We start from the raw sequence: 17,485 nt of genomic DNA on the forward strand, positions 1-17,485 counted from the left end.
CATAAAGAAAATTCAAAATTTAGAGGTCATTATGGTTATTGGTCAAAATTTAGGGGGATTAAATGAAGTCTTTAATGAAGCCAATCGTTTATTAAATAGCAGCAAAAAAACGCCCTCAATTTCAGAAGCAAATAAAACAGAGGCAAGTGATTCTAATAAAAAAGAATATACCACCCAACAAGCAAGAAATACTTATGGAATGATTAGTCTAGAATTAATGAGTGATGAACAATACAAAGCATTCCAAAGAGTAACTGCTGGAATGTCCCCTAATGAAAAAATCTCTGTAGCACAAATGCTAACAAGGGCAGGAAACTTGAGTGCAAGTGTAGAAAAGGTAGAACAGCAAGAAAAAGAATTGACTCAAGATAAAGAAAAGAATACAGGGTTTTTAGGTATTACACAACAAGGATGGAAAAATATTGCGGAGGACTTTCAAAATAACCTTAACAATCTTGATAACTTAAACAATCTCTATTCAAAAACTTATAATAAGAATCCAACTAGCAACTACAATGATATTTTAAGAAAAAATCAAGAAGCAAAAACACAAAGAATATTACGAGAATTTAGCCATGCTATACATACAGGCAATACACAAATTGACACTTTAAGCTAAGACTTTTAGCTAAGACTTTTAATGATATTTTAAAGCAAAAATGCTACAATTCACTTCTTTTTCTTTGGTATGCCAAGGTAGCTCAGCTGGTTTAGAGCGCTGGTCTCATAAGCCGGAGGTCGGGGGTTCGAGTCCCCCCTTTGGTACCAAATGCGCTCATAGCTCAGCTGGATAGAGCAACGGCCTTCTAAGCCGTAGGTCAGAGGTTCGAATCCTCTTGGGCGTACCACCATTTTCTCAAACATTATTTCTTGTTATTTTTATCTACAATAGTCTTATCATTCTATAATGCATTTAATTGCTGCTAAATTTATCAAAGTATAAATAATAAGCTAAAGGGAATGGCGGAGCGGACGGGGCTCGAACCCGCGACCCCCTGCGTGACAGGCAGGTATTCTAACCAGCTGAACTACCGCTCCAAATGGTGGTCGCTATAAGACTCGAACTTATGACATCCACCTTGTAAGGGTGGCGCTCTACCAACTGAGCTAAGCGACCTCGTTGAAGTTAAACTATATATAATAAAAGTGGTGACTCCTAGGGGACTCGAACCCCTGTAGCCACCGTGAAAGGGTGGTATCCTAACCGCTAGATGAAGGAGCCACTTTTATTTAAGTGGTGACCCGCGTTGGATTCGAACCAACGGCCCATTCCTTAAAAGGGAATTGCTCTACCAACTGAGCTAGCGGGTCTTCTAAATTCTAAACAAAAAGAGCTGCAATTATATAGATAAAATATTCAAAAGTCAATAGACTTGCAAAAAAACCTTTAGGAATAAGCCATAAGCATACCAACAAGCCTGCTCTTGTATATAATTTCTATCCCCCTTAAAAATAACAGATTCAATGATTTCTTTGCCACTCTTAGATTTTACCCCCATAAAAACCAACCCAACAGGCTTACTTGCACTACCTCCATTAGGTCCGGCAATACCACTTGTAGCAATTGCAAAATCTGCAGATGAAATCTCTAAAGCCCCCTCTAGCATCTCCCTAACTACAATTTCACTAACTGCACCAAAACCCATAAGAGCATTAGAAGAAACTTTTAGCCAAGATTCTTTAATAGAGTTTGCATAACTTACTACCCCCCCATCAAAAACCTCACTAGAGCCAGACTCCCTTGTCAAATAATAAGCCAACAAACCGCCTGTGCAACTCTCTGCGGTAGTAATCTTTTGATGAGAGGATTTTAAAAGATGAATAATAGTTTTTGTCAAATTAAAACTAGGAACAATTTTATTCCCAAAAACATTATTAACCTCTACTAAAAAGTTTTCTAAATCACCATTTTTAGCAACTAAAACCTCTAATCCTGAAAAATCACTCATTATTTCTAAATCTACTTCAAAGGCTTTCATTATAGGCTTAAGCAACTCTAAAGCACTTTTACAATCCAACCCCAAAAGGAATAAAATAAGGTGTTTATGATAAAAAGCACCTTCATAATCTTTAGGATAATCTTGTAAAAATACTTTTTTCTCCCCACAAATTATCTTATAACCCTTAACTTCTTCTTGCATAGATGCAGTATAATTTTGATTTATCCATTCTAAAATTAATGAAAAACATTCCTTAGGGGATAAAATCAAACACTGCTTAGAGTCTTGTAATAAAAATCTTAGAGTATGAAAATCCATAGGCTCTAAATCAGAAAAAACGATTTGATGAATCTTCCCCAATATGTTTTCTCCGTAACGGATAGAAAAATCCCTAAGAGGCTTTAGGGTATAAAACTTTTCTCCCACACAAAATAGGCTATTCAATTTCTAATCCTTTAAGGTAGAATTTAATCTTTTTAATAGTAAAATAACTTAGCTTTAGAATTTATTTGGAGGTGATTATGAGTAAAGTGTTAGTGGTTAGACCAGAAGATGAAAATCCAGAAGAAGTGTATAATGCAAAAGGAAAGTTAAACAAAAAGTTTTATGAAAAAGAAATAGAAAAACTACAAATAGAACTTATCAAACTACAAAATTGGGTTAAAAAATACCAAAAAAAGATTATTGTCATTTTAGAAGGAAGGGATGCAGCCGGAAAGGGTGGGACGATCAAAGCCTTAAGAGAACATTTAAATCCTAGAGGTGCAAGAGTAGTAGCTCTACAAAAACCTAGTGACGTAGAAAAAACACAATGGTATTTTCAAAGATATATTGATGAATTGCCAAATGGTGGAGAAATAGTATTTTTTGATAGAAGCTGGTATAATCGTGCTGGAGTAGAAAAAGTAATGAACTTTTGCACCAATGAACAATATAAAGAATTTATTATTCAAGTCTCTCATTTAGAACAAATGCTAATTGAAAGTGGTTATATTTTGTTTAAATTTTTCTTAGATGTTGGAAGAGAAGAACAAAAAAAGAGAATAGAAAGTCGTAAAGATGAGCCATTAAAACGATGGAAATTAAGTCCTATTGATGAGCTTTCACTCAACTTATGGGATGAATATACAGAAGCTTTTGAAAAGATGTTTTCCCGCACACATACCCCTTTTGCACCTTGGCTTATAGTAGATTCTAATGATAAAAAACGTGCAAGAATAAATCTTGCTAGAATCCTTTTATCAAAGATTGATTATGAAGATAAAGACGCTACAAGTGTTTGCTTATTAGCTGACCCGGGAATTGTTACACATTATTCAAGCGTAAAATCCTTTTCTGTAGAAAATGATAAAAAAGAAAAAAAGAAAAAGAAAAAATAGCTCTACTTAGGGCTTTTTGTCTTAACGATTTAAAAGCACCCCTATCCCAAATCGGTTAATGGAATTATTATAATCACTCAAGCTCTCTCCATAACCATTAAAATACTGCAAATAAAGATAAAAATTTTTGTAAATAGGATAAGAATAATCCACTAAAATAGCTCCTTTATTAGAATATTTTAGATTATTCCTTATAGAAAGGGTGAGGAGATGCTTAGAGTATAAATACCCCAAAGATAACTCCCCAAAACCTAAATAATTCGTAATATCAGGATTATCATCTTTCTCTATCTTTTCTGGTATTCTATACCACGCCTTTAAACCCATAACAAAATTATCCTTACTATAAGTTCCCTTTATAAAAAGCCTATCCCAACTCCTAGAGTTTAACAAATTCCCCCCATTACTTTGATGCACATAGCCAACATCGATTCTATGGAAAAATAAAGGATACTCTTTGGTAAGATAACTAAGATAAAGAGCTGGTTCATAATTGCTCTCCCGGAATGGTCGAGAATTTTTATTATCATAAAGCTGCCAAAAACTCCTTTGCGTGTAAGCAAAATATAAATCTAAATCTTTAACAAACAAATTACTATATAACCGCTTTTTAATGCTAATTTGAAATTTTGCCTCGACTTTTTTACTTTGTTTTGGCTCTTTATTATGACTTACATTAAAGGGTAAAATGTAATTAAACTTATCAGGTTCAAATCCTAAAAATTCGCTAAAAAACCGATTGCGTTCAAAATAGCCCTCATAAGCTGTTTTTTGATTAATTTCTACTGCACTAGAATTAGCTAGACTATTTTTATCTCTTGATATTTTATCCTCTAAATTATTATTTTTTAAAGATTCCACAAGCTCAGTCATATCTTGGGAATCATCTTGCAAAATGGTAATATAAAAATTTTCATTATTAGGCAGTATTAAATCAAGTTTTTTTGTTTGTTGTGTATTAATATCTATAATTTCTCTAATCTTCATATTATTATCTAAAATAAGGAATTTTACATTTTTATTAGGTTGAAATTTAAAACTCTCCTCATCAATATTGATTTGTTCGCCCAACAAATCTATCAAAGATGCTAAAAATAAGAATAGAATTTTTATAAGTTTCACAACAAACATCCAGATTAAACTTTTAAGAAAGGCTAAAAATTATAGCAGCTTACAAAAACTTTTGTCAATTCTTTGATATGTGTATTTTAAGCTAATTTAGAATATAATAATGCAGATTGTGTAAAATTTGGAAATTAGGCTTTAGATGACTCATATTATAGGTGCTTTGTTTTTACGTGAATTAAAAACACGATTTGGAAAAAATAAAAGACTTGGTTATTTTTGGATAATTGGGGAACCAATGTCTCATATTATTTTTTTTCTTATTATTTTTACACTTATTCGTGCTAGAAGTGTTCCACAAGTCCCTTTTGAAATGTTTTTAGTAACTGGATTTGTCCCCTTTTTTATGTTTAGAAATATTATCCAACAAATTATGGCAGGAGTTTCTGCCAACCTTGCTTTAATGGCATATAAACCCGTTAAACCTATTCATATTTTCATTGCTAGGGCATTACTAGAAGTATGTATTTATTTTACAGTTTTTGTCTTATTTATGGTTGGCTTTGGTTGGTTTTTAGATTTACCCATTTTGCCTATGAATTTTTTAGAAGTTGTGATTGCTTTTATAGGATTAGCATTTTTAGGCTTTAGCTTGGGAGTTTGTTTAGCTTTTCTTAGTAGTGAATTAGAATATACACAAATTTTTATTAACTATGGAATTAATATTTTATACTTTGCTTCAGCTGTCTTATATCCTCTATGGATTTTACCTAATCATATTGTAGATGTTTTACTTTATAATCCTATATTACAATTCCTAGAAATCCTGCGAGAAAATTATTTTAGAGGGTATCCTCACATACCAGGCGTTAGTTTTATCTATCCTTTTTCTTTTAGTATCATTATTCTTTTTATTGGGCTTTGGTATTATTATTTTAGGTATAAATATCTAGGACGTATCAAATGATTGCATTTAAAAATGTTACAAAATCTTATCCCTTAAGCAATGGAAAAAGGCATTATGTTTTTAAAGACTTAAGCTTTGAATTTCCTGATGATTGTAGTATTGGGCTTATGGGTAGAAATGGTGCTGGAAAATCAACTTTGATGCGAATATTAGGGGGAATGGATATGCCAGATAGGGGCAAGGTCATTACAGATAAAAAAATATCTTTTCCTATAGGACTTGGCTCCTCTTTTCAAGCTTCCCTTAGTGCTAGAGATAATATAAAATTCCTTGCACGTGTTTATGGCAACAAAGGAGATAAACTAAGAGAAAAAGTTACTTTTGTAGAAGATTTTGCAGAAATTGGAAAATTTTTTGATGAGCCTGTTGGGGTTCTGTCTTCTGGTATGCGTGCTAGAGTAACTTTTGGAATGAGTATGGCATTTGATTTTGATTATTATTTAGTAGATGAAGCAGGAGCCGTGGGAGATCCTACTTTTAAGAAAAAAAGTGAGGCACTTTACCAAGAAAAACTAAGTAATGCAAAAGTCATTATTGTCTCTCACGATGTTACAGAAATTAAAAAATGGTGTGATAAAATTATTATTTTAAAAGAAGGGGTTGCTACAATCTATGATGATGTTGATGAAGGTATCCAAATCTATCAAGGACAATAAATGGGAAAACTAGAAAGACTATTTCAAAAACAACCCACTTTTCAAAAGACACTACCCTTTTTTAAAAGCTTCAAAATTGTCTATGTATTAATGATTCCCGTTGTGATTTATTATCTTTTCATAGCTTCTGATCGCTATGTAAGCTCTATTATTTTAAGTGTTCATTCTGTCAATAATGATATTGCACCTGCTTTAGGTCTAGCTTCCCTTGTAGGTATCAACACAGGAGCTAGAGAAGATATTTTATTCCTACAACGATATATTCATTCTATAGATATGTTAAAAATACTAGATAAAGAGATTGATTTACGCACACTCTATGAGAAGAAAAAACTAGATTTATTTTTTACTCTATCTCACAATAATAGTATAGAAACCTTTTTAAAATTCTATCAAAATCGCACAAAAATTGTATTAAACCCAGATTCTGGATTATTAGAAATTGAAGTTGAGGGCTTCACTCCCCAAGATTCACAAACTATCGCTAATACTATTTTAAAACAATCTGAACGTTTCGTCAATGAAATCTCTCACAAAGCCGCAAGAGAGCAAATGATTTTTGCAGAAAAAGAACTCTCTAATGCAAAAGAGCGCTTGCAAAATTCCCAAAATGCCTTATTGACTTTTCAAAGTCAATATGGAGTTTTTGATCCTTTAAAAGAAGCTGAGGCTAAAGCAAAATTAACCGCTGATATTGAAAGTAAATTAGCCCAAAAAGAATCACAACTCTTTACAATACAAAGCTATCTTAATGATAATGCACCCCAAATCATTCTCTTAAAATCCGAAATTCAAGCCCTGCAAAGACAATTAGACAAAGAGGTTTCAAAAATAATCTCTTCTAAAGCCTCCAAACGACTAAATGATCTAATAGCTAAATTCCAAGATTTAAGTATTCAAGTAAAATTTGCACAAGATGCTTATACTACTGCTTTAAAAGCTATCGAAGCAGCACGTATTGAATCAAGTCGCAAGATTAAGCAACTTGTTGTCATACAAGGGGCTAATGAACCACAATCCCCAACTTATCCCAAAAAACTCTATAATATTCTTACAATTTTTGTTATTTTAGCACTTTTATTTGGGATTATAAAACTTATCAATATGATTATAGAGGAGCACAGATATTAATGAAAACTTTATTAAAATTCTTATTTATTTATTTACTTCTTTTTTCTTTTGGTTATAGCATAGATCCCTCTACAATTTCTGCTAATATTCCTCAAATTTCTACTCAAGCACAAAATAATACAGAAACAATATCCGCTAAACCAACAGATATGACAACAACCGACGACCAAACACTAAACCCCCAAAATGCCCCCTATTCTATTCAAAATTCAGCAATTACAAAAGTAGTATTTGGCTTCCATCTCTTTAATGGGAACTTCACCCAAGCCTCTCAATTCCTTTACAATCCAGATTATAAAATTGCTATAGGCGATAAGATAAACTTCAGAATGTGGGGTGCTGTTGAATTTCATCAAGAATTAATGGTAGATTCTCAAGGAAATATTTTCATTCCAGCGGTTGGAGCTGTTAATCTTTTGGGTGTTAGGAATGGGGATTTAGTAAAAGTCTTAAAATCTAGTATCGCTAAAATTTATAAAAACAATGTATTTGTTTATGCAGATATGAATGTTTATCAAAATGTCTCTATTTTTGTTACAGGAAATGTGAATAAACCCGGTCTCTACCAAGGATTAAGTTCAGATTCTATCGTGCAATACCTAGATAAAGCCGGTGGAATTAATTTAGAATATGGTAGTTTTAGAGATATTGAAATACTACGTGATAACAAACCGGTTTTAAAAGTAGATTTATACAATTTTCTCTTAAATGGCAAAGTGCAGTTATTTCCTTTTAGAACAGGTGATGTTATTTTAGTAAAAAATCTCCAAGAATATGTTTCAGTTAAGGGAGAAGTGCAAAAGCCTTACCGATTTGAATTAAAAGATGATATTAAAACCTTAGAGGATATTGCCATTATCTCTGGTGCTAAACCCATAGTAACCAATGCCATTGTCCGCTCTTATCTTCCAAATAATATTTTAGATATTATCTCTTATAATAAAAATCAGTTCCAAAATGTCTTATTAAAAACTGGGGATGAAATAGAATTTCGCCCAGATTACAATAGTAAAAATATTAGCGTCTCTATTGAAGGCGAACACGATGGCTTACATTCCCTTATAATCAAAAAAGGCACAACACTTAAAGAGCTTATTAGACTAATTAAAGTCAATAAACAATCCAATATAGAGGCTATTCAAGTTTTCCGCAAAAGTGTCGCAAACTCTCAAAAGCAATTAATAGAGTCTCAACTAAAAGAGCTTGAAACACTTGCACTAACCTCATCTTCTATAACAACACAAGAATCAGCTGTAAGAAGTAGTCAAGCTAATATGATATTAGAATTTATCCAAAGGGCTAAAAATATACAACCCAAAGGACAAATCGTTCTTGATAGCCAAGAGGCTTATGCTACTACTATATTAGAAGAAGGTGATATTATTAATATCCCAACGAAAAATAATCTTGTGCTTGTTCAAGGTGAAGTAGCCATTCCCGGAGCTTTTATTTATGAACCCAATAAAAACCTACAATACTACATTAAATTAGCCGGTGATTTCACAGAAAGGGCAAATAAAAAAAGGATTTTACTCATACGAGCCAATGGTAAAGCGGAACGTTATAATGGTAGTTGGTATGCTCTCTCTAGTGCTCCGGGATTAAATCCCGGAGATTCATTATTAGTCCTACCTGCTATAGAGACAGGCAGAAACTTGCAGATTACAAGCATCCTAACACAAATTCTTTACCAAATCGCTATTGCTACAAAAGTAATATTAGATATTAATAAATGATTAAAAACTAAAAAAAGGGGGAGGGGGTGGGCATTACACCCCCCCCCCTAACTAGAGAAAGTGAAATGCGGTTAGATAACATAATTAAAAAATTTCAATCTCAAAATATACTTCTTTTGCAAGGTCCTGTGGGACCATTTTTCTATTCTTTATCAAAAAAACTTAAAGAGCAAGATTGCAAAGTTTATAAGATTAATTTTAATGGGGGAGATTTCTTATTTTATCCATTTAATGCCTTAACCTATCGTAAAAGCTTCGAGGCTTTTCCTGAATTTTTAGAAAAAATTATTAAAAAATACGCAATTGAATGCATTATTTTATTTAATGATTGTCGCCCTATTCACAAAATATCCCTTGACCTTGCTAAAATTTTACAAATCCCATGCTATGTGTTTGAAGAAGGCTATATCCGTCCAGATTTCATTACTTTTGAAAAAAGCGGGGTTAATGCTTACTCTAAAATTCCAAAAAGTAAAAATTTCTATCTGCAATACAGCGAGCAAACTACATTCCCGATAAAAAAAGTTCAACACTCTTTTAGAAATATGGCTTGGTTTAGCTTTTTATATTGGTTTGCTTCCTTTTGCTTCAGCTGGTATTTTAACAACTTACTCCACCATAGAAGTCTTAGTCCCAAAGAAATGTTCCCTTGGTTTTTATCACTTTTTAGAAAATGGCTTTATATTTGGAGTGAAAAAAACGATAATAAACGTATCTTAGCTTCAAAGAAAAAATACTTTATTGCCATTTTACAAGTCCATAATGATACGCAAATTAAAAATCACTTCACAGGTAGAAGGATTGAAAACTTTATTAAAAATACCATTAAATCTTTTGCCAAAAACTCTAAACCCAAACACTTTTTAGTTATCAAGCATCATCCTATGGATAGAGGGTATCGTAACTATAAAAACTTTATCAAAAGACAAACGAAAAAATATAATATTACCCATCGCGTTATCTACATCCATGATTCCCACTTACCAACTCTTCTCCATAATGCTTTAGGTTGCATCGTTATCAATAGCACAACAGGCTTATCTGCCCTTTTGCATAATTGCCCTACTAAAGTTTGCGGAAATGCCTTTTATGATATTGACGAATTAACTTTTCAAGAAAGTTTAGATAAGTTTTGGAAAGCCACTAAAAAGTATAAAATCAATCTGCAACTTTATAAGAAATTTAGAAGCTATCTTATTGATAATACACAAATCAATGGAAGTTTTTATGGAAAACTCTCAAATTAAGCTTTTCTCCCATAAATAAGCGCTTTTACAAATAATTTCTAAATTAGCGTATTGGGGTCTCCATTGTGTAGATGATAAAATCTTCTTATTATCACTCACCAAAACTGCAGGATCTCCTGCTCTTCTTGGTTGAATCCTCACAACAAAATCCACCCCACTAACAGCTTTTACACACTCTATCACCTCTTTAACGCTAAAACCTTTGCCATATCCTACATTATAAATTTGTGAGCGTGAAGTTTGCTCTAATGTTTTTAAGGCTTCAAAATGTGCATTAGCTAAATCATCAATATGAATATAATCACGGATGCAAGTTCCATCATAGGTAGGATAATCATCCCCAAAGATTCCCATCTCTTTGCGTTTTCCCACTGCACATTCACACGCAATTTTAATAAGATGGGTAGCATCTTTCGTCCTTTGTCCTAATTTAGGGCTATCCATTAAAGCACCCGCGACATTGAAATAACGCAAAATAACACTTCTAAACTCTGATGAAGCCACCTCAAAATGCGATAAAATCTTCTCCACCATAAGTTTAGATTCCCCATAAGCATTAATAGGATACGTTATAGCACTCTCTGCTATACAATCCTTTTGTGTTGGTTCTCCATAAACTGCAGCCGTAGAACTAAAAATAAAGCGATGAATATTAAATTTTTGCATAGCTTCTAAAAGGATTAAAGTATTAGCAACATTATTATAAAAATACATTAAAGGCTTTTGCACTGATTCTGCAACAATCAAGCTCCCGGCAAAATGAATAACTGCCTTACAAGAATATTGCTTAAAAATACTCTCTAATAACACCCTATCACCAAAATTACCTTGTATAAATTCTACCCTATTAGAAAAACTCTGCTGTAAAAAGAAAATATTTTCTATAAAACCGGTGCTTAAATTATCCAAAATAATAATTTTACAATCACAACTCCGCAAAAAAGCATAGGCTGTATGCGACCCAATATAACCAGCAGCACCTGTAAATAAATAAACCTTCATCTTTAGTCCCTATAATTGCTTACCTATAGTTTGTTGGTTTAGACCTTTATGCAAGATTAGATCAATGACAGGTTGCTCCCTTTGATTAGCGCGTTTGCAATGATTTTTTTGAAATAAATCAGTGATTTGTATAACAATCTTTGCCCACCTTTTCTCCCTCTCTCTCCATGCATGAGAAGAAATAGATTCCCAAGCGTATCCATTAAATAATGTTGCATTTACAAAATGATCTAAAGCTCTAACCCCTTGCCGCACACGACTAACTTTGCCAAAAATCCCTACGATGACAATGAATAAATAGCCTATAATCATCAAAGGCACAAGAATGCAAAGCAAAAGAGTTCCGGCTAATTTTTCTCTCATTGTTTATTTATTCTCTCTTTGTGAATTTAATATACATTCCATTATTAGAACGGATTGTCAAACGACCTACAACATCTGGAACGAAATTCTCTTGCAATTCTATCTTATAAGTCCTTAAAATATTGGCTAAAATCAACACTGCTTCTTGCATAGCGAAGCCTTGCCCTATGCAAATCCTCTCACCCATACCAAAAGGAATATAGGTATCTTTTATAATCCCTTGCTTCTCTTCAAACCTTGAGGGGTCAAACTCGTGAGGATTCTTCCAATAATCACTATGCCTCTGTATAAGCCAAGGGGCTACCACCACACCAGAGCCTTCTTTAAGGAGTTTATTCCTAATTTTTGTTTTCTTTATAGCCGTGCGGGCAAAAAATCCAACAGGAGGATAAAGCCTCAAAGACTCCTTAAAAATATTCGTTAAATATTTCACTTTTCTTAAATGTTGCAAACTAAATTCCTCTTCTTTAACAACTTCACAAATCTCTTTATAGGCAATCTCTTGTTCTTTGGGTGCTATACTTAAAATATAAAGAGTCCAACTCAAAGCACTCGCACTTGTCTCATGACCAGCTAAAAAAAGCATAGCCACTTGATCTAAAATCTCTTCAAAACTAAATCTTTGTTTCCTCTGTTTATCCACTACTTCTAATAAAGAGGACAAAATATCTTGATACTCTCCCTTCTCTCCCCTTTGAATCTCTTCATAGCGCGGTTTAATAATATCACTTAAAGCTTTGCGGATAACTTCTCCAGCTTTCATTCTCTTCTTCTCACCAAGAATATAAGATAACCACTTAGGGAAACAAAACATTTTCCAAATAGCCGTATGGACAGTCTCCTTTTGAAAAATAGCAAAAGCCTCTAAGACTTCTTTACCTTTTAGAGAATCAAGCCTTTTAGACATAATTGTTCTAAAAATTACATCAGCAGTTACAAAAGTCATTATTTCATCAATCTCAATAATGCTATTATTAGGATATTGATGAATTTTTTGCATCATCTCATCAACAGCCTCTTTCATTAAACCAAATACTTTTGTGATTCTTGCTTGTTCAAAAGATGGACGCAAAAGCTCTCTTTGTTTCTCCCATAACTCCCCATTTGTTGTAAAAATACTCTCCCCTAAAAGCGGGCTTAATAATTCGTGCAATAAATCACTTTTAGGAAAATCTCTTACCTCATCAACCATTATCCTTCTAATATCTTGGGGGTGATTAGCAATATACAAATCAAATCCGGGCATTTTAACTCTCCCAGATTTCATTGTGTAGCTTTTCTCATATAATCCATCAAGCCAAGATCTCCTTTTAAGAAAAAAGGTAGTCCATAAAGTTGCTTTATTTTTATGAGGTTTTGGGAAAAAAGGGCATTCATTCATTCTTACTCCTTAAAAGTTTAGCTTCTAAAGTATCAGCCCCACCAATAAAATTAAAATAATCATAGACTCCTATTATTTCCGTGGCATAAAGATACAAAAAATGTGCTAGATATCTATTTTTACGAATCTTTTTATAACTTTGGGGTGTAAAAAGTTTATGAAATCTAGCCGGGAGATAAATAGGGGGGAACTTTGCTTCAATCTTAGCAATTTTTATAAAATCTACAAGAGGAAAACAAGCACCATCAATGGCTGAAGTAATATCAAACCACACAATAGGGGTATTTACCAAAAGCTCTAAATCTTCCCTAAAAGCTTGATAGTTTTTTTGAAAACTCACCAAAGGAATACATTCTCCAAGCGTTAATAGCTTAAACTTTTCTAAAGAAATACCTTCTTGATTAGCCATTGTAATAACTTTTGCAACTACATTAACAGCTAGGATTGTCCCTACACTATGGGCAGATAAAATAAGTTCATAATCCCTAATATTTTGATGTTCCTTGAATTTTTCATAAATCACTTTTGCAAAACTCTCATTTAAATAACCCATCTCATCAATCTTATTTAAGGCATATTTTGCGCAAAAAACATATATATTTGAAAGCCAAAAAACCGCTATTTTCTTCCCCCCATAAATAATAAGCTTACTACAAACAAATATCATCACAATAACTATAAAAATTCCAACAAAAAGATTCCACTCCTTAAGGGTTAAAAATACAAAATAAGCCAAAACAAAAGCTATGCTATACCCAAAAATAAAATAGAAAATAGGATAAAGTCCAGCGACTAACTGCACTTTAGATTCTTTAATAAAAGTAACAAAAATCCCTGATAAAATATACATTTTTAAAAAATATATAAAATCTAAAATAAAATCTAAAAGATTCTTTGACCAATATTTTTTAACAATTGCATTCCACTCTAAAAAATAATAATAACTTAAAGATTGTTGATGCGTAATTTTACAAAAGGGAGTTTGTGCCTTATTAATACAAGAAGAAATCTCTAAATTAAGGTTATTAATAGCATTTTGCTTCAAAAGATTCTTTTTGAGTAACATATAATAATAACGATAACTTCGAGGATCATATCCCCCTATATAAAAAACATCTCGCAACATTCAACCAACTTTAATTTATAATAGTAATTATATTAGATAATAACTAAAAAACGCCTATCTTTTAAAACTGGGTATTTACAATTCATGCCTAATTTACTTTTCTTTTACAAATTTTATGCAAGAATCTAAAAAATTCTTTAAGGATATATATATGTGTGGAATCGTTGGTTATATAGGAAATTCTGAAAAAAAATCTATGCTTTTAAATGGATTAAAAGAATTAGAATATCGCGGTTATGATTCTGCTGGAATTTCTATCTTATCAGAGGGGAATTTACAAACCTTTAAGGCGGTAGGAAAAATTAGTAATTTAGAGAGAAAATGCCACAACTTTACTTCTGAAGGTTTTGGGCTTGGCATAGGGCATACGCGTTGGGCAACACATGGAAAACCAACAGAAGTAAATGCGCATCCACATTTTGGGACTTTTAGCAATATTGTCCATAATGGGATTATTGAAAACTACCAAAGCCTTAAAGAATCTCTCCAAAAAGAAGGAAAGCATTTCATCTCCCAAACAGATACCGAAGTGATTGTGCATTTATTTGAATCCTATGTAGAAAAATCCCAAAACATTCTTGAAGCTTTCACAAAAACCATTCACAATCTCAAAGGTGCTTATGCCATCTTACTTATCACCCAAAAATCTGCAGATACTATTTATTATGCTAAAAATGGCTCACCCCTTATTATTGGTAAAAATAACAATGAAATCTTTTTTGCTTCTTCTGATGCACCTTTAATAGGACTTGTTACAGAAGTAAGCTATCTACAAGATGGTGCAATAGGAGCTATGAATCTACAAAATTTTAAAAACCTAGAGAATATCCAACCCTTATTACAAGACAAATTAACCGCACAAAAAGATGGTTTTGCTTTTTTTATGGAAAAAGAGATTTATGAACAACACAGAGTTTTATTAGAAACAATGATAGGGAGAGTGCAAGAAGATTGCTTTATCTTAGAGGAGCTAAGAGCTATAGACTTACAATCCATTTCCTCTATTACCCTATGTGCTTGTGGAACAAGTTATCATTCTGCACTAACTGGGAGCTATTTACTAGAAAAAATAGCAAAAATTAAAACTAAAGTCGAAATCGCTAGTGAATTTCGCTACAAAGAGCCTATTTTAAATAGTGGAGAATTATTTGTTGTTATCTCACAAAGTGGTGAAACCGCAGATACACTAGAAGCTTTAAAGCTGATTAAAAGACAAGGATTCCAAACCCTTAGTATTTGTAATGTCGATAATAGTAGTATTGTAAGAGAAAGTCATACAACAATCCTTACAAGAGCTGGGATTGAAAAGGGAGTTGCAAGCACTAAAGCCTTTTCAACACAAGTAATGGTTTTATGGATATTAGCAGGATTCTTAGCACAGATAAAAGGAATATTACCAAAAACTGAAGCTCAAAAAATCATTCAAAGTATGTTTAAAGCTACCCATTTAACCAAAGTTAATATTAAAATGCACGAACATATTAAACGTCTTACAAAGCGGTATTTGCACGGACATGGCTTCTTTTTTATCGGGAGAGACATTTTCTATCCTTTAGCCCTAGAGGGGGCGTTAAAACTCAAAGAAATTAGCTATCTCCACGCGGAGGGCTATCCAAGTGGAGAGATGAAACACGGACCTATCGCCTTAGCAGATACACGATTATTTTGTGTAGCACTTATGCCACAAAACCTTTTATATGAGAAAATAAAAAGCAATGTGGAAGAACTTAGTGCTAGAGATGCGACAATTTGTGCTGTTACTTCTGAATATTATGAAGGGAGTGATGATTGGATTAAAACATCCCAAGCACAAACTTATATGGAAGAATTTTTTGAAATGATGGTAGCATTACAGCTTTTTGCACTAGAAGTTTCTTTAAGATTGGGCAATGATGTAGATATGCCTAGAAATTTAGCCAAAAGCGTAACTGTGGAGTAAAAATCTACTTAGAATTTATTTTCTTATGCTCTTGCATAAATACCCCCTATAAAAAAGCAAAATGAAAGTTTTAAAATGTGCTTTTACTCACTCAAAGAAGCTACTAAACTTCATATAAATTTTAAAACCCTAAAGAACAACCACAAAATAAGAGAATAGATTAAAAGTAGCGTAAGCCTAATGAGGGTTAAATCCTTTTTATTTCAAAGTGTTTTGATTTAAAAAGAGCTTTATCAAAAATGATTGTATTTTTCAACTACAAAATAACAATTATTAAAAACTTGCTTATATTTTATAAAATAAAGCTATAAATAAAGAAATTTATTTTTGGTTATTGACAGGTATAGCCAAAGAAAAGCATTCAAGAATGCAAATCTCCTTAATGATTTTAATCCATTTGGTTACGCAAAAAAGTTGGGACATCCAACATTTCTTCTCCTATAAAATCTGCCCCACTGACTTTTTTCTTTACCATATCCACTTGATTAATCTTTTGACTCATATCTTTCGGACTCACAAGCTTAAGAGGTGCTGCGTCAATTTCTGCAGAAATATTTTGGAGGGCTTCTTTTTCAAATCCAGTAGCTATAATGGTAACTCTAACTTTATCACGTTCTATACTTTCATCGGTTGTCGTTCCAAAAATAACTTCTGCTTCTGGATCAGTATTTTCGTAAATTATCTCCATTGCATTTTGCATCTCATAAATTGGATAATCCGGATTAAAATAAAAATGTATTAATACCCCTTTTGCTCCATTAATAGACATATTATCAAAAAGTGGGGATTCGATAGCAATTTTAATCGCCTCCCTAGCAGCATCTGCTCCACTTGCTTCCCCAATACCCATTAATGCCAATCCTTTATGATTCATCACGGTTTTGACATCGGCAAAATCCACATTAATATCCCCTGCACTATGAGAAAGAATTACTCCACTCATACCATTTACAGCACGCACTAGCACATCATCGACAATCCTAAAACTATCTTTCAATCCAAGATTTTTATCAACAATAGAAAGAAGTTTATCATTAGGAATCACAACAATAGAATCACTCTCTGCCTTAAGTTCTTTATACCCATCTTCAGCTAATCTTGCCCTCTGCCTCCCTTCCCACTTGAAAGGCTTAGTAACAATAGAAACCGTTAATGCACCAGCTTCTTTAGCTGCTTTAGCAATAATAGGTGCTGCACCTGTGCCTGTTCCTCCACCAAGTCCGGCAGAAATAAAAACAATATCTGTGCCTTCTAAAAAGATCTTTAAATCCTCATAACTCTCTAAAGCAGCATCCTTTCCTACTTGAGGTTTCATTCCAGCACCTAAACCTTTAGTCAATTTCGCACCAAGTTGAATTCTAATAGGAGCATTAGATGTGCTAATAGCCTGGGCATCAGTATTTGCAACAGCCAACTCAATTCCATCATAAGTTCCTGTGTTAATTAAATGTGCTACCATATTGCTACCACCACCACCAACACCAATTACCTTGATTTTAGCACTAAAGTCATTAGGATTAACTTCTTGAATCTCTATCATATCTACTCCTTCT

At 32.8% G+C, this 17,485-nt stretch carries 15 protein-coding genes and 6 tRNA genes; 10 read left to right on the top strand and 11 right to left on the bottom strand.

Annotated features, from left to right (window positions below):
• The first annotated feature begins 31 nt into the window (after positions 1-31).
• The 3 genes from LS72_RS04675 to LS72_RS04685 all read left to right on the top strand — a co-directional run bounded on the left by LS72_RS04675 (position 32) and on the right by LS72_RS04685 (position 848).
• Positions 32-619 carry a hypothetical protein gene (locus tag LS72_RS04675; protein WP_034555056.1) on the top strand — a complete coding sequence of 196 codons (588 nt, stop codon included), beginning with the start codon at positions 32-34 and terminating at the stop codon, positions 617-619.
• A gap of 71 nt (positions 620-690) precedes the next feature.
• Positions 691-768: transfer RNA gene (locus LS72_RS04680), tRNA-Met, on the top strand.
• A gap of 3 nt (positions 769-771) precedes the next feature.
• Positions 772-848 (top strand) — tRNA-Arg (locus tag LS72_RS04685).
• A 113-nt stretch (positions 849-961) separates the two neighbouring features.
• On the opposite strand, the gene LS72_RS04690 is transcribed toward LS72_RS04685, so the two are convergent.
• The 5 genes from LS72_RS04690 to LS72_RS04710 form a co-directional block, all read right to left on the bottom strand.
• A tRNA-Asp gene (locus LS72_RS04690) sits at positions 962-1,038 on the bottom strand.
• A 3-nt stretch (positions 1,039-1,041) separates the two neighbouring features.
• Positions 1,042-1,117, bottom strand: a tRNA-Val gene (locus tag LS72_RS04695).
• A gap of 30 nt (positions 1,118-1,147) precedes the next feature.
• Positions 1,148-1,222: transfer RNA gene (locus tag LS72_RS04700), tRNA-Glu, on the bottom strand.
• Between the two features lie 13 nt (positions 1,223-1,235).
• Positions 1,236-1,311 (bottom strand) — tRNA-Lys (locus LS72_RS04705).
• A 53-nt stretch (positions 1,312-1,364) separates the two neighbouring features.
• Positions 1,365-2,384, bottom strand: a complete 1,020-nt coding sequence (locus LS72_RS04710) for a CinA family protein (RefSeq protein WP_034555057.1) — start codon at positions 2,382-2,384, stop codon at positions 1,365-1,367.
• 74 nt (positions 2,385-2,458) lie between these two features.
• Between LS72_RS04710 and ppk2 the strand changes: the two genes are divergently transcribed.
• On the top strand, positions 2,459-3,319 hold the full coding sequence (gene ppk2 / locus LS72_RS04715) for a polyphosphate kinase 2 (RefSeq protein WP_414458062.1): 861 nt from the start codon (positions 2,459-2,461) through the stop codon (positions 3,317-3,319).
• Between the two features lie 21 nt (positions 3,320-3,340).
• Here ppk2 and LS72_RS04720 read toward each other — a convergent pair whose 3' ends face one another.
• On the bottom strand, positions 3,341-4,450 hold the full coding sequence (locus LS72_RS04720; RefSeq protein ID WP_034554888.1) for a phospholipase A: 1,110 nt from the start codon (positions 4,448-4,450) through the stop codon (positions 3,341-3,343).
• A 136-nt stretch (positions 4,451-4,586) separates the two neighbouring features.
• Between LS72_RS04720 and kpsM the strand changes: the two genes are divergently transcribed.
• The 5 genes from kpsM (at position 4,587) to kpsS (ending at position 10,121) form a co-directional block, all read left to right on the top strand.
• Positions 4,587-5,351 carry a capsule polysaccharide transporter KpsM gene (gene kpsM / locus LS72_RS04725; protein WP_034554887.1) on the top strand — a complete coding sequence of 255 codons (765 nt, stop codon included), beginning with the start codon at positions 4,587-4,589 and terminating at the stop codon, positions 5,349-5,351.
• The gene (locus LS72_RS04730) at positions 5,348-6,007 is read left to right on the top strand and encodes an ABC transporter ATP-binding protein (RefSeq protein WP_034554886.1); all 660 of its coding nucleotides are present in this window, start codon (positions 5,348-5,350) and stop codon (positions 6,005-6,007) included. Before kpsM ends, LS72_RS04730 begins: the two co-directional genes overlap by 4 nt.
• Positions 6,008-7,138: a capsule biosynthesis protein gene (locus LS72_RS04735; protein WP_034554885.1), complete on the top strand. Its 1,131-nt coding sequence runs from the start codon at positions 6,008-6,010 to the stop codon at positions 7,136-7,138. It abuts the gene before it with no gap.
• Positions 7,138-8,874, top strand: a complete 1,737-nt coding sequence (locus LS72_RS04740; RefSeq protein ID WP_138155114.1) for a polysaccharide biosynthesis/export family protein — start codon at positions 7,138-7,140, stop codon at positions 8,872-8,874. Before LS72_RS04735 ends, LS72_RS04740 begins: the two co-directional genes overlap by 1 nt.
• Before the next feature lie 65 nt (positions 8,875-8,939).
• Complete coding sequence (gene kpsS / locus LS72_RS04745; RefSeq protein ID WP_034554636.1) at positions 8,940-10,121, top strand: capsule polysaccharide modification protein KpsS; 1,182 nt, start codon at positions 8,940-8,942, stop codon at positions 10,119-10,121.
• On the opposite strand, the gene galE is transcribed toward kpsS, so the two are convergent.
• The 4 genes from galE to LS72_RS04765 are packed head-to-tail and all read right to left on the bottom strand — an operon-like array spanning position 10,113 to position 13,993.
• The gene (gene galE, locus LS72_RS04750) at positions 10,113-11,123 is read right to left on the bottom strand and encodes a UDP-glucose 4-epimerase GalE (protein ID WP_034554634.1); all 1,011 of its coding nucleotides are present in this window, start codon (positions 11,121-11,123) and stop codon (positions 10,113-10,115) included. The genes kpsS and galE overlap by 9 nt on opposite strands.
• A 9-nt stretch (positions 11,124-11,132) precedes the next feature.
• Positions 11,133-11,486: a hypothetical protein gene (locus LS72_RS04755; RefSeq protein WP_034554632.1), complete on the bottom strand. Its 354-nt coding sequence runs from the start codon at positions 11,484-11,486 to the stop codon at positions 11,133-11,135.
• A gap of 7 nt (positions 11,487-11,493) precedes the next feature.
• Positions 11,494-12,867 (bottom strand): cytochrome P450, encoded by a 1,374-nt coding sequence (locus LS72_RS04760; RefSeq protein WP_034554631.1) that lies wholly within the window; start codon positions 12,865-12,867, stop codon positions 11,494-11,496.
• Positions 12,860-13,993: a hypothetical protein gene (locus tag LS72_RS04765; RefSeq protein ID WP_034554630.1), complete on the bottom strand. Its 1,134-nt coding sequence runs from the start codon at positions 13,991-13,993 to the stop codon at positions 12,860-12,862. The genes LS72_RS04760 and LS72_RS04765 overlap by 8 nt, the downstream gene beginning before the upstream one ends.
• Before the next feature lie 151 nt (positions 13,994-14,144).
• On the opposite strand from LS72_RS04765, the gene glmS reads away from it, so the two are divergent.
• A complete protein-coding gene (glmS, locus tag LS72_RS04770) occupies positions 14,145-15,932 on the top strand; it encodes a glutamine--fructose-6-phosphate transaminase (isomerizing) (RefSeq protein ID WP_138155116.1) in 1,788 nt (595 codons plus the stop codon).
• Between the two features lie 388 nt (positions 15,933-16,320).
• Here the strand turns inward: glmS and ftsZ are convergent, their stop codons facing one another.
• Complete coding sequence (ftsZ, locus tag LS72_RS04775) at positions 16,321-17,472, bottom strand: cell division protein FtsZ (RefSeq protein ID WP_034554380.1); 1,152 nt, start codon at positions 17,470-17,472, stop codon at positions 16,321-16,323.
• Between the last annotated feature and the right edge of the window lie 13 nt (positions 17,473-17,485).

It is taken from the genome of Helicobacter apodemus, assembly GCF_000765745.2.
In the GTDB taxonomy this organism is placed as follows: domain Bacteria; phylum Campylobacterota; class Campylobacteria; order Campylobacterales; family Helicobacteraceae; genus Helicobacter_D; species Helicobacter_D apodemus.